14 protein-coding genes are annotated in these 12,037 nt (G+C 73.6%); 8 read left to right on the top strand and 6 right to left on the bottom strand.

Annotated elements, in window-relative coordinates; all coding sequences use genetic code 11:
• The 3 genes from ACK8OX_RS22740 to fdxA all read left to right on the top strand — a co-directional run.
• Positions 1–257 (top strand): hypothetical protein (locus tag ACK8OX_RS22740; protein WP_430666553.1); only part of this gene is annotated, 257 nt, incomplete at its 5' end.
• 1 nt (position 258) lies between these two features.
• Positions 259–549, top strand: coding sequence for an RNA-binding S4 domain-containing protein (locus ACK8OX_RS22735; RefSeq protein ID WP_430666552.1), 291 nt, complete (start codon positions 259–261; stop codon positions 547–549).
• Positions 550–663: 114 nt separating this feature from the next.
• A complete protein-coding gene (gene fdxA, locus ACK8OX_RS22730; protein ID WP_430666551.1) occupies positions 664–996 on the top strand; it encodes a ferredoxin FdxA in 333 nt (110 codons plus the stop codon).
• 125 nt (positions 997–1,121) lie between these two features.
• On the opposite strand, the gene ACK8OX_RS22725 is transcribed toward fdxA, so the two are convergent.
• A complete protein-coding gene (locus ACK8OX_RS22725) occupies positions 1,122–1,808 on the bottom strand; it encodes a hypothetical protein (RefSeq protein WP_430666550.1) in 687 nt (228 codons plus the stop codon).
• Positions 1,809–1,908: 100 nt separating this feature from the next.
• Here ACK8OX_RS22725 and ACK8OX_RS22720 point away from each other — a divergent pair, with 100 nt between their 5' ends.
• Both ACK8OX_RS22720 and cysD read left to right on the top strand, forming a co-directional pair.
• Complete coding sequence (locus tag ACK8OX_RS22720; protein WP_430666549.1) at positions 1,909–2,394, top strand: CarD family transcriptional regulator; 486 nt, start codon at positions 1,909–1,911, stop codon at positions 2,392–2,394.
• A 95-nt stretch (positions 2,395–2,489) separates the two neighbouring features.
• Entirely contained in the window at positions 2,490–3,410 is a 921-nt protein-coding gene (cysD, locus tag ACK8OX_RS22715) for a sulfate adenylyltransferase subunit CysD (protein WP_430666548.1), read from the top strand.
• A gap of 16 nt (positions 3,411–3,426) precedes the next feature.
• Here cysD and ACK8OX_RS22710 read toward each other — a convergent pair whose 3' ends face one another.
• The 5 genes from ACK8OX_RS22710 to ACK8OX_RS22690 all read right to left on the bottom strand — a co-directional run bounded on the left by ACK8OX_RS22710 (position 3,427) and on the right by ACK8OX_RS22690 (position 10,298).
• Positions 3,427–5,421, bottom strand: a complete 1,995-nt coding sequence (locus ACK8OX_RS22710) for a methyl-accepting chemotaxis protein (protein ID WP_430666547.1) — start codon at positions 5,419–5,421, stop codon at positions 3,427–3,429.
• Between the two features lie 212 nt (positions 5,422–5,633).
• The gene (locus tag ACK8OX_RS22705; protein WP_430666546.1) at positions 5,634–6,434 is read right to left on the bottom strand and encodes a Bax inhibitor-1/YccA family protein; all 801 of its coding nucleotides are present in this window, start codon (positions 6,432–6,434) and stop codon (positions 5,634–5,636) included.
• Between the two features lie 125 nt (positions 6,435–6,559).
• On the bottom strand, positions 6,560–7,060 hold the full coding sequence (locus ACK8OX_RS22700) for a nucleoside deaminase (RefSeq protein ID WP_430666545.1): 501 nt from the start codon (positions 7,058–7,060) through the stop codon (positions 6,560–6,562).
• 20 nt (positions 7,061–7,080) lie between these two features.
• A complete protein-coding gene (locus tag ACK8OX_RS22695) occupies positions 7,081–9,585 on the bottom strand; it encodes an ABC transporter permease (protein WP_430666544.1) in 2,505 nt (834 codons plus the stop codon).
• Positions 9,582–10,298 carry an ABC transporter ATP-binding protein gene (locus ACK8OX_RS22690; protein ID WP_430666543.1) on the bottom strand — a complete coding sequence of 239 codons (717 nt, stop codon included), beginning with the start codon at positions 10,296–10,298 and terminating at the stop codon, positions 9,582–9,584. Before ACK8OX_RS22690 ends, ACK8OX_RS22695 begins: the two co-directional genes overlap by 4 nt.
• Before the next feature lie 61 nt (positions 10,299–10,359).
• Here ACK8OX_RS22690 and ACK8OX_RS22685 point away from each other — a divergent pair, with 61 nt between their 5' ends.
• The 3 genes from ACK8OX_RS22685 to ACK8OX_RS22675 all read left to right on the top strand — a co-directional run bounded on the left by ACK8OX_RS22685 (position 10,360) and on the right by ACK8OX_RS22675 (position 12,027).
• Positions 10,360–10,983 (top strand): arylesterase, encoded by a 624-nt coding sequence (locus tag ACK8OX_RS22685; protein ID WP_430666542.1) that lies wholly within the window; start codon positions 10,360–10,362, stop codon positions 10,981–10,983.
• A gap of 84 nt (positions 10,984–11,067) precedes the next feature.
• A complete protein-coding gene (gene thpR, locus ACK8OX_RS22680; protein WP_430666541.1) occupies positions 11,068–11,604 on the top strand; it encodes an RNA 2',3'-cyclic phosphodiesterase in 537 nt (178 codons plus the stop codon).
• A gap of 45 nt (positions 11,605–11,649) precedes the next feature.
• The gene (locus tag ACK8OX_RS22675) at positions 11,650–12,027 is read left to right on the top strand and encodes a hypothetical protein (RefSeq protein ID WP_430666540.1); all 378 of its coding nucleotides are present in this window, start codon (positions 11,650–11,652) and stop codon (positions 12,025–12,027) included.
• Positions 12,028–12,037: the final 10 nt, after the last annotated feature.

The raw sequence follows: 12,037 nt of genomic DNA, 5'->3' as shown, positions 1-12,037 counted from the left end.
GCCCGGAACGGCCACGCTTCGACCGCCCGCGGCAGGATGGCCCCCGCCCCGACGCCCCCCGTCCGGAAGGTGAGCGGCGGGATGTGCGGGGGCCCCGCGGCGATGGCGCGCGCCCGGATCGCCGGCCCGACCGCGGCCCGGATCGCCCGCGCGACCGCGACCGCAGCGGCGACCGCGCCCCGCGCGAATGGCAGTCGGGCCCGAAGCCCGATTCGCCCTTCGCCGTGCTCGCGCAGTTGAAGCTCAAGAAGGACTGAGATGGCAGAGCCGGAGGGCGGGGCCGACTGGCAGCGGCTCGACCTCTGGCTCTGGTGCGCGCGGCTGGCCAAGACGCGCGCGGAATGCGCGCGGCAGGTCGCCGGCGGCAGCGTACGGATCAACCGCCAGCCGACCGACAAGGCCCATGCGCGGCTGCGCGTCGGCGACGTGCTGACCCTCGCCCTGCATGGCCGCGTGCGGGTCTGGCGGGTGCTGGCGCTGGCGCGGCGGCGCGGCCCGCCGGCGGAAGCCCGCCTGCTCTACGAGGACCTGTCCGACACCGGGGCCTGACCGCCTTGCCTTGCACGCCGCGCGGGTCCATGTGGTGACCGCCGCGCCATGGGCATGGGCGCGGCCGGGAACCGTGCGGCACGCCGCCCGCCCGCATCTCTGCCGGAGGCGGAAGTGACCTACGTCGTCACCGAGAACTGCATCAAGTGCAAATACATGGACTGCGTGGAGGTCTGTCCGGTGGACTGCTTCTACGTGGGCGAGAACATGCTCGTCATCCACCCGGATGAATGCATCGACTGCGGCGTGTGCGAGCCGGAGTGCCCGGCCGAGGCGATCCTGCCGGATTCCGATTCGGCTTCGACCGACTGGCTGGAACTGAACCGGACCTACGCGACGCAATGGCCGAACATCACCCGCAAGGGCGAAGCCCCAGCCGATGCGGATGAGTGGAAGGACAAGCCCGGCAAGAAGGCCCTGTTCGACCCCGGCCCGGGCAAGCCCTGACCCGACGCCCGGGGCCGGCCGCGGCGGCCACCCTCCGGGGGTGGTAAGACGCGCCCGTTTGTATTACATTATCAATGGGATCGGGAAAACAGCGCAGGTTCCTGCGCGTTCCCGTCCCATCGGGATCATGGCGGACCCGCAACCGGGTGCCGCCGATCCCTGCCGGTTCGGCCCGGCAGGCGGTCGGCTTGGCGCCTCCGGCGGCGGGAGCGCGCAAGAACGGGTGGCCTCATGAAGAAAACCGCCCCCTTGAAGAGCGGCAAGTCGGCCGGCCCTGCCTCGAAGGCCGCCCGGCCGGCGGCGACGTCGGCGAAACCCGTGGCGAAAGCGAAGCAGGTGTCCACCCCGAAGCGGGCCGCCCCGAAGGCGCCTGCGAAGCCGGCACGGCCCGCCGCGAAGCCCGCGGCACCGGCCCAGCCCAGGGCCGCCGCTGCACAGGTCGCCAAGCCCAGGACGAAGCAGGCCCCGGCACCGCAGGCGGCCGCCCGGCCGCCCGCCAAGGCTGCCGCCGTGAAGCCGGAGGCGAGGGCCGCGGCGGCGCCGCCGAAGCCCGCGGCTAAGCCCACAGCTAAGCCCACTGGCGCCGCGACCCCGCCCGAGCCGAAGGCGTCCCCGCCGGCCGCCGAGGCCACCGCCAGGCCCGCCCCGGCGCCGGACGCCAAGCCGGCTGCCGCGAAGCCTGCCGCGGCGCCCCCCGCGCCCATGCCACCTGAAACCGCGCCGCCGATGGGCGCAAGGCCCACGCCGCGCCCCTTTGCCAACGGCCCGCGGCCCGCGGCGCAGGCCATGCCCGCCAAGCTGCCCCCCAGCATGCCCCCGCGCATGGGATCCGCCCAGCGCCCCACGCCGCCCGAATCCGACGATGGCGCCGACCAGCCGCCCCCGCCTCCCCCGAAGCCCAAGGGTCCGCCCGTGGAATTCAAGGCCGGGGACCACGTCGTCTACCCGACCCATGGCGTCGGCCAGGTCCAGGGCATCGAGGAGATGCCGGTCGCCGGGCTGTCGCTGAAGGTGATCATCGTCACCTTCGAGGAGAACCGGATGACGCTCCGCGTCCCGGTGAACAAGGCCGCCTCCTCCGGCCTGCGCAAGCTCGCCTCCGCCGAGGCGATGCAGGAGGCGCTGGAGGTGCTGCGCGGCCGCGCACGCATCAAGCGCACCATGTGGTCGCGCCGCGCGCAGGAATACGAGGCGAAGATCAATTCCGGCGACCCCCTGGCGATCGCGGAGGTGGTGCGCGACCTCCACCGCAATGCCGGCCAGCCGGACCAGTCCTTCTCCGAACGGCAGATCTACGAACAGGCGCTCGACCGCCTCGCGGCGGAACTCGCGGCGATCGACCGGACGGACAAGGCCGCTGCGGCCGAGAAGCTACAGACCTTCCTCAAGGCCGCCTGACCTTCCGGCAGGCTGGCGGGGGCCGGGGGCTTCCCCCGCCCCCCGGCGCGTGCGATCTCGCGCCCTGCACCGATCCTTCCGGAGTTCCCCTGCCGATGCGTGCGGCCACCACCTCCCGGCTGACCCCTCATCTCCGCCGGCTCGAGGCCGAGGGCATCGGGATCATCCGCGAGGTCGCCGCCAGCTTCCGCAACCCGGTGCTGCTCTACTCCATCGGCAAGGACAGTTCCGTCGTCCTGCACATGGCGATGAAGGCCTTCGCCCCCGGCAAGCCCCCGTTCCCGCTGCTGCACATCGCCACTGGCTGGGACTTCCGGGCGATGCTGGACTTCCGCGACCGGCGGACGGCGGAACTCGGCCTCCAGCTCCTCGTCCACACCAATCCGGACGGGCTCGCGCGCGGGATCGGGCCGATCACCCACGGCTCGCAGCTGCACATGAGCGTCATGGGAACCGAGGCGCTGAAGCAGGCGCTCGACGCGCACGGCTTCGATGCCGCCATCGGCGGCGCGCGGCGCGACGAGGAGAAGGCGCGCGCCAAGGAACGCGTCTTCAGCTTCCGCGCCCCCGGCCATACCTGGGACCCGCGCGGCCAGCGCCCGGAGCTCTGGGGGCTCTACAACACGCGCATGAACCCGGGCGAGGGGATGCGGGTCTTCCCGCTGTCCAACTGGACCGAGTTCGACGTGTGGGACTACATCGCGGCCGAGGACATCCCGATCGTCCCGCTCTACTACGCGGCGCCGCGCCCGGTCGTTCGGCGGTCCGGCATGCTCATCATGCGCGACGACGACCGCATGCCGCTGGAGCCCGGCGAGGAGGTGGAGACGCTGTGGGTGCGCTTCCGCACCATGGGCGACTGGCCGCTGACCGCCGCCCATGAAAGCCGCGCCGAGACGATCGGGCAGGTCATCCAGGAACTGCGCGAGAGCCGCGTCAGCGAACGCGCGGGGCGCCTGATCGACCACGACCAGGACGCCTCGATGGAGCGGAAGAAGAAGGAAGGCTATTTCTGACCCGGCCGGGCCGCGCTCACGCGGCCCGCCTCGTCTCCGCCCCGCCGGCGAACCGGCGCTCCACCGCCATCATCCATGCCTCGCCGCCATCATCGACCAGGTCGAGGTGGTGGCCGCGCTCCGACACGTCGATGACGCGGAACCGCGCCGACAGCCCCCAGCCCGGGACGCTCACCTCGACGGTCGCGCCGGGCGCGATGCCGGCCAGCCCGCCGATGCGGCAGCCGTGGCGGGACACGTCGCGCATCGTGGCCTCGGCCCTCACCCCGCCACCCTGGACCAGGCAGCGCTCCTCGACCTCGTGGCGCCTTTCGCCGCGCCGCTCCGCCTCGGCCATGGAGGTGCGGACCAGGCGCACCAGCGCCTCGCGCATGCCGCCGATGCTGCGGTCCACCCCCGCGGCGCCGCGGCGCACGCCTTCGGCCAGGTCGCCGGCGTTGTCGGCGACCTGGCGCACCTCGCCCGCGCGTTCGCTCACCAGCCGGACCGCGTCGCTGCTGCCATTGACGTTCCGCGCGATCTCCTGCGTGGCCGCGGCCTGCTGCTCCATCGCGGCGGCGATGGAGCCGGAGACGCTGCACACCTCCGAGATCGCCTGCCCGATCCCTTCCGCCGCGCTCACCGCCTGGCGGCTGACCGCCAGGATCTCCGCGATGTGGCGGGTGATCTCCTCGGTGGAGCGGGCGGTCTGGGTGGCCAGCGTCTTCACCTCGCCCGCGACGACGGCGAAGCCCTTGCCGGCATCGCCCGCGCGCGCCGCCTCGATGGTGGCGTTGAGCGCCAGCAGGTTGGTCTGTTCCGCGATGCGGCGGATCAGCGTCACCACCTGCTCCACGCTGCCGAGCGAGGTCGCGAGCGAGCGGATGGTCTCCTCGGTGTGGCGGCTCTGCTCCACCGCACGTTGCGTGGCGCCGCCGGCGCGGGTCGCCTGCTCGGTGATCTCGCGCACCGAGGCGGCAAGCTGTTCGGTCGCGGCGGCGACGGCCTGCACATTCTCGAACGCCAGTCCCGCCCCGGCCGAGGCGCCGTCGGCGCCGGCGCGCACCAGGCCCGACGCCTCCGCCATGCCGTCAGCCTCCCGCGCCATGGTGGCGGTGTGGGTGCGGATCTCGTCGACGCTGCCGCGCACGGCCTCCTCGATCCGGCCGGCCATCTCCTGGATGGCGCCGGTCCGCGCCTCGGCCGCGCGGCGGTCGCCCTCGGCGCGCTCCTGTTCGGCGTAGCCAAGCTGCGCGCGCATGCCGCGCAGGCGCATGAGGACGCCGCCGAACTCCGCCGCCGGCGAGTCCGGGAGAAGGGAGTGGAAGTCGCCCGTCGCGATCTGGTCGAAGCGCGCCTGCATGTCGGCGAGCGAGGCACGCAGCAGCGCAAGGGCGGAGACCGCCATTGCCCCGGCGAAGCCGAGGCCGAGCGCCGTCGCCGCCATCTCCGCACCCACACCGGCCCCGGAGGCGCCGAGGCCGAGATCCGCCGCGGCCATCGCGACCACGCCCGCCGCGGCGAGGCCGATCCGCCCGGTCACGCTGCGCCATGCACGGCCAAGCCGCGCGCCGAGCCCCGTGGCGACCACGGCGCCGTTCCGCAGGCCGATGCCCTTGCCGTCGCCGGCCTGGATGCGGTCATAGGCGGCCGCGGCGGCCGCCACCTCCTCCCGCCCCGGCCGGACGCGGATGGAGATGTAGCCGTCCAGCTTGCCGCCCTTCATCACCGGCGTGACATTCGCGCGGACCCAGTAGAAGTCGCCCGCCTTGGTGCGGTTCTTGACCAGGCCTTCCCACACGCGCCCCTGGCCGATCGTCTCCCACAGGTCACGGAAGGCGGCCTTCGGCATGTCGCGGTGGCGGACGATGTTGTGCGGCGCGCCGGTCAGTTCCGCCACGTCGAAGCCGCTGACCGTGATGAAGGCGCCGTTGCAGAAGGTGATCCGCCCGCCGGCATCGGTCCGAGAGACGAGCATCTCCCCCGGCGGCACCAGGATTTCGCGATCCGTCACCGGGCCGTTGTCACGCATCTCGCTTCGCCTTCCTTGCCGCCGTCGGGAACAGGCGGCGGTCTCCATCCGGCCGTGCGGCACGGGCCGCGCGGCCCCGGCACTGAAGCGCAAGAATGCTGCGGTGGTCTTGCCGGCGGAGCCGCGGCAGGATGGCCCGCGGACACGGAAAACCCCCGGGAGGCGGGTGCCTCCCGGGGGTCCATCGGGCCCGGCGCGATTCGCGGGCGGCGTCAGTCGTTCTGGCGGACGCCCATGAACTGCAGCAGCAGCTGGAACAGGTTGACGAAGTTCAGGTAGAGGCCGAGCGCGTCGAACACGCTGCGCTTGCCGGCTTCCTCCGTCCCCTCGGCATAGGCGTATTCCAGGTAGTCCGCCTTGATCCGCTGCGTGTCGTAGGCGGTGAGGCCGACGAAGACCACCACGCCGATCACGCTGATCGCGAACTGCAGGGCGGAGCTCTGCAGGAACAGGTTCACCAGGCCCGCCAGGATGATGCCGATCAGGCCCATCATCATGAAGGCGCCCATCCGCGTCAGGTCGGCCTTCGTGGTGTAGCCGTAGAGGCTGACGCCCGCGAACATCGCCGCCGTGATGAAGAAGGTCGAGGCGATGGAGGCCGAGGTGTAGATCGCGAAGATGTTGGACAACGACGCGCCCATCACCGCGCAGAACACCCAGAACAGCGCCTGCGCCGTCGTCTTGCTCATCCGGTTGATGCCGAAGCTCAGCACCAGGATGAAGGCGAGCGGGGCGAACATCGCGACCCAGCCGAGGATGGTCGGCACCGTCGCGTTGCCGCGCGGCGTGCGGACCACCTGGTAGAACATGCTCGCGACATCCGGGTTGTGCGCGATCAGGTAGGCGACGATGCCGGTCAGCAGGAGGCCGGAGGCCATCCAGTTGTAGACGCGCAGCATGTACGCCCGCAGCCCGGCGTCGAGTTGGGCGGCATCAACGGCCGCGGACCGCCCGAAGGGCTGGGTCCAGGCCGAGCCGCCCGTCTGGAAGCGGTTGTCGGGACCGAAAGCCATGGTGAGATCATCCTCCCGGCGGGACGGGGTGGAGGGGGCGTCCCGGCGTTGCCTATCATATGGAGTTTTGGTAATCCGGATCAACGGGGGCCGTGCGCTATTCGCGGTTGCGAAATGTCACGACATCACGGAGCCCCGGCCACCCAGTAGCCGCGATGCGGCTCCGCCCCCTCGGCCTCCAGGCAGGGACCCACCACCTCCACCCGTTCCGCCGCGCTGTCCAGCACCGCCCGGCAGGACAGCGAAAGCCCCGCCGTGTGGGGCTGCGCATTGCGCAGGTGCAGGATGGCCGCGGCGGACAGGCCGTACACCACCCGTCCGATGCCGGTGTAGAAGATTGCCGCCGCGCACATCGCGCAGGGCTCGCCCGAGGAATAGATGGTCGCCCGCCGCAGCCGCGCGCGCGGGATGGCGGCGGCGACCAGGGCTGAACAGGCGTTCATCTCGGAATGGGCCAGCGTGCCCCCGCCGCCCGCCCCCTGGGTGGACAGCCCCTCGGCCAGGGTGGTGCCGTCCTCGGCCACCACCAGGGCGGCGAAGGGGCGATCCCCCCGGGCGCGGGCCACCCCGGCCAGGGCGAAGGCGCGGCGAAGGCGGGCGGCGTCGGGTCCGGGCAGGTCGGTCATGCGCCGATCAGTAGCGCAGCCTATTCGTTGCGCAACAGCGGCGCCGGCCGGGCGCGCAGCGCCAGCGCGGTGCCGATGTAGCCCAGCGCCAGGGTCAGCAGCACGCAGCCCGCGACGGTGACGGCCAGCGTGCCCGGCAGGAACACCCAGTCGCCCCGCATCACGAAACGCACCACCGCCCAGGACGCGGCCGACCCCGCCGCCGCCGCCAGCAGCCCCGCCACCAGGCCGAGCAGCCCGAATTCCACCAGCCAGGCGGCGCGGATCTGCGACCGCGTGGCGCCCACCGTCTTCAGCACCACCGCATCCCGCACCCGCCGCCGCTGCCCGGCCGCGACCGCGCCCGCCAGCACCAGCATCCCCGCCAGCAGCGTGACGGAGGAGGTCGCCTGCAGCGCCACGCCGACGCGCGACAGCAGGCCTGCCACCGCTTCCAGCGCGTCGCGCACGCGGATGCCCGACACGTTCGGGAAGGCATCCGTCAGCGCCCGCAGCACGCCCGTCTCGGCCGCCGCGGTGCTGCGGACGGTGGCGATGTGGGTGTGCGGCGCCGCCTCCAGCATCCCGGGCGAGGCCACCATGGCGTAGTTGATGCCGAGCCCCCGCCACTGGATCTCCCGCAGGGAGGCGATCCGCAGGTCGATGTCGCGGCCGAGCACGTTGACGGTGATGACCGACCCGATCCCGATGCCCCACCCCTTGGCCAGCGCGGCGTCGAAGGAAACCAGGGGCGGCCCGTCGTAGTCGGCCGGCCACCACCGCCCCTCCACCAGCCGCGTGCCCTCGGGCGGGGTCGCGGCATAGGTCAGGCCGCGGTCGCCGCGCAGCGCCCAGCGCGTCTCCTCCGTCGCGTTCACCTGGTCGGCCGGGATGCCGTCCACCGAGACGATGCGGGCGCGCAGGCTCGGCGCGCGCCGCACGTCGTCCACCCCCGGCTGGGCCAGCGCGATGCGGTCGAAGTCGCGCGCCTGGTCGTTCTGGATGTCGATGAAGAAGAAGGACGGCGCGGCCTGCGGCAACTGCTCCGCCAGTTGGCGGCGCAGGTTGCCCTCGATCGTCGCGATGGTGGCCAGCGTGGTCAGCCCGATGCCGAGCGCGACCAGCATGGTCGGCGTCGGCGCGCCGGGGCGGTGCAGGTTCGCCAGGCCCAGCCGCAGCGCCGGCCGCCGCACATGCCGCACGGCGCGTGCCGCGCGCATCAGCAGGCCGGCCCCCAGCCGGAACAGCAGCAGCGTGGCCGCCGCGCCGGCGACGAAGCCGAGCGCGAAGCGCGGCTGTTCGGCCGTGCCGACCACCAGCGCCGCCAGCACCAGCGCGGCCAGCGCATTGGCCAGGATGATGCCGCGCGCCGGCCAGCCCGGCGCCGCCGTCACCGTGTCGCGGAACAGCGCCGCGCCCGGGATGCGCTGCGCCCGGCCGAGCGGCCAGAGCGCGAAGGTCAGCGCCGTCAGCAGCCCGTACAGCGCCGCCAGCGCCAGCGGGGCGGGGTAGAAGCCGAGCCGCGGGGGCACCGGCAGCGCGCCCGCCAACGCCTGCGCCGCCAGCCAGGTGAGCCCGAAGCCTGCCACCAACCCGACCGCGATGCCCACCGCCGCCAGCACCAGCACCTGGATCAGGTAGGTGGCCAGGATCGTGCCCGCCGGCGCGCCGAGGCAGCGCAGCGTGGCGATGGTGCGGCCCCGCGCCTCCAGCCAGGCGCGCACGCCCGTCGCCACCCCGATGCCGCCCACCAGCAAAGCCGTCAGCCCCGCCAGGGTCAGGAAGGACGCCGCGCGGTCGAGGAAGCGGTTCACCCCCGGCTCCGCCTGGTCGGCATGGCGCACCCGCCAGCCGCCATCGCCCTGCGCGGCGCGCCAGGCCTCGGCGAAGGGGCGGGATGCGGTGCCGGCGGGAAGCCGGGCGCGGGTGTCGTAGTTCACCAGCGATCCGGGCTGGATCAGTCCCGTCCCCGGCAGGGCCGCGGCCAGGATCAGCGCGCGGGGGCCGAGCACGGCGGGGCTCGCGATGCGGTCGGGCTCGGTCGCGATGATCCCGGCGACGGCCAGCGTCGCCTCGCCGATCCGCACCGCGTCCCCCGGGCGCAGGCCCAGCCGCTCCGCCACCGACGCCTCCAGCGCGACGGAACCGGGCGAGAGCCGCGCGCCCTCCGGCGCGAGGACCAGCTCGCCATACAGGGGATAGGCCCCGTCCACCGCCTTCAGCTCGACCAGCGACCGCTCGCCCGAGGGGGCGACCAGCATCGCCCGCATCTCCACCACCTCCGACAGCGCCGCCCCGCGGGCGGTCGCCCAGTCCTTCGCGGCCTGCGACATGGGCCGCTGCGAGGTGCGGATCTCGACATCGCCGCCGAGCAGCCGCGCGCCATCGGCCGCCAGCCCCGCATCCGTCGCACTGCGCAGCGTGCCGACGGCCGCAATGGCCGCGACGCCGAGGGCGAGGCAGCCGAGCACGATCCGCAGCGACCTCAGCCCGCCCCGCAATTCCCGCCGCGCGAGCCGCCAGCCCTGGAGGAGGTGGGACGTCATTCGGCGGCCAGCCGCAGGTTCGGCGTGTCGCTCACGATCCGCCCGTCCTCGATCCGCACCTGCCGCCCGCAGCGTTCGGCCAGCGCCGGGTCATGGGTGATCAGCAGAAGCGTCGTGCCCATGCGCGCGCGCAGGCCGAACAGCAGGTCCATCACCACCGCGCCGGTCGCGCGGTCCAGGTTGCCGGTCGGCTCGTCGGCCAGGATCAGCCGCGGCTCCGCCACCACCGCGCGGGCCAGCGCCACGCGCTGCTGCTCGCCGCCCGAAAGCTGGCCGGGATAGTGTTCCAGCCGGTGGCCGAGCCCGACCTCCGCCAGCGCCGCCGCCGCCCGGCCGAAGGCGTCCCGCCGGCCGGCGAATTCCAGCGGCACGGCCACATTCTCCAGCGCCGTCATGGTGGGGATGAGGTGGAAGGCCTGGAAGACGATCCCAACTTCATCCCGCCGGAAGCGCGCCAGCGCATCCTCGTCGAGGGTGCCGAGCGCGCGGCCCGCCACAATGAGATTCCCGCCGGTCGGGCGTTCCAGCCCCGCCAGCAGCATCAGGAGCGACGTCTTGCCCGAACCCGAAGGCCCCACGATGCCGACCGCCTCCCCCGGCTCGACATCCAGGTCCACGCCGCGCAGCACCTGCACGGGACCCGAGGCGGCAGCGGCGGTGAAGACGAGGCCGCGGGCCTCGATCAGCTTCGGTGTCACGGGGGCTTCGTCCATCGGCGGTTCGCCGGGATATGGGCGTCGCGCTGCGCTGCAAAAGGCGGCGGCCGGTTTCGGAGTGTTTCTTGCCGGAACGACCGGCGCCCGCGGGCAGGTCGCGCCGGGGGGCGAGATCCGGCTGCTGATGCTGGGCGATTCCATCACCGCCGGCTATGGGCTGGCCCGCGCCGAGGGGCCACCCGCGCGCATCCAGGCCCTGCTGCGCGAACGCGGGCGCAATGTCCGGGTGATCGATGCCGGGGTCTCGGGCGACACCACGGCGGGCGGGCGGGCGCGCATCGACTGGGCGCTGGCGGACCGTCCGCACGCGGCCATCGTGGCGCTCGGCGGCAATGACGGGCTGCGCGGGCTGACGCCGGCGCAGATGCGCGCCAACCTGGCCGCCATCCTGGATGCGCTGGCGCGGCGCAGCATCCCCACCCTGCTCGCCGGCATGATCGCCCCGCCCAATCTCGGCGCCGAGTACGGGCGGGACTTCGCGGCGGTGTTCGATACCCTGGCGCGCGAGAGGCCGGAGGTCGTCCATTATCCCTTCCTGCTCGAAGGCGTGGCGGGCGACCCGGCGCTGAACCAGCCCGACCGCATCCACCCCACGGCGCAGGGCGCGGACATCATCGCGCGAAGGATGCTGCCTTTCATCGAAACCCTCCTGGACCGCGTGCGCGTTTCCGCCGCAGGCTGAGACACCGGCGCCGGCCGGGCCATGCCCCGGAACCTTCCCCGGGGGATGGCACGGCGGCGCGATCGCGATGCGGAGGGCCCGAACATGCTGCGACTTTTCGTCGCCCTCCCCCTGCCCGCCGAGGTCAAGGCGCAGCTCGCCGCCCTGTCCGGCGGCATCCCGGGCGCGAAATGGGTCCCGCCCGAGAACTACCACCTGACGCTGCGCTTCATCGGCGAGATCGAGCCCTGGCGCGCGGAGGAGGTGGACGCCGCCCTCGCCACCATCCGCGCACCGCGGTTCGAACTGGCGCTGGCCGGCGTCGGCACCTTCGAGAAGGGCGGGCGCATCCAGTCGCTCCATGTCGCGGCCGAACGGTCCGAGGCGCTGTCCCGCCTGCAGGCCAAGGTGGAGACCGCATTGCAGCGCGTGGGGCTGGAGCCGGAGCGCCGCCGCTTCGCCCCGCATGTCACCCTTGCCCGCACCGACCGGGCGGAGACCCACAAGCTGGTCGCCTTCGTCCAGGCCCACAGCCTGTTCCGCCCGCCACCGGTGATGGTGGAGCACTTCACCCTCTATTCATCGCTGCTGGGCAAGGAGGCGGCGCATTACGTGCCGGAAGTGGAGTACGAACTGGCGTGAGCGGCCCCCTCCACCCGCCGCGCCCGCAATGGTAGAGGTCGGCCCGTGCGCCTGCGCCCCGCCCTGACCCGCCTGCTGGCCGCCCTGCTGCTGCTGCAGTGGGGAACCGCCTTCGCGCATTGCCTGCGGCTTTCCGCCCCGGCCGAACTGCTGCATGCCGAGCTCTGCACGCCGGAGGGCATCCGCACCGTCGCGCTTGGCGCCGACGGGCAGCCGGCGGAGGTGCCCGACCCCGCGGTGCTGCCCGCCCCGCTTTGCCCGGCCTGCCTCGGCCCCGCTGCGCTGGTCCTGCCCCCGCCGGAGGCAGCCCTCGCCCCGCCTCTGCAACTGGCGCAGGCCGCCGATCCGCCGCCCGCGCCTGCACCCGCGCCGCGGCCCCTGCCATCCCCTTCGTGCCAGCCGAGGGCGCCACCCACCTCCTGATCCCGTGCCC

The sequence above is a fragment of the Falsiroseomonas sp. CW058 genome, assembly GCF_050563535.1.
In the GTDB taxonomy this organism is placed as follows: Bacteria; Pseudomonadota; Alphaproteobacteria; order Acetobacterales; family Acetobacteraceae; genus Falsiroseomonas.
The sequence above is the reverse complement of the archived record's forward strand: the minus strand, read 5'-3'. Positions and strand labels throughout refer to the sequence as shown.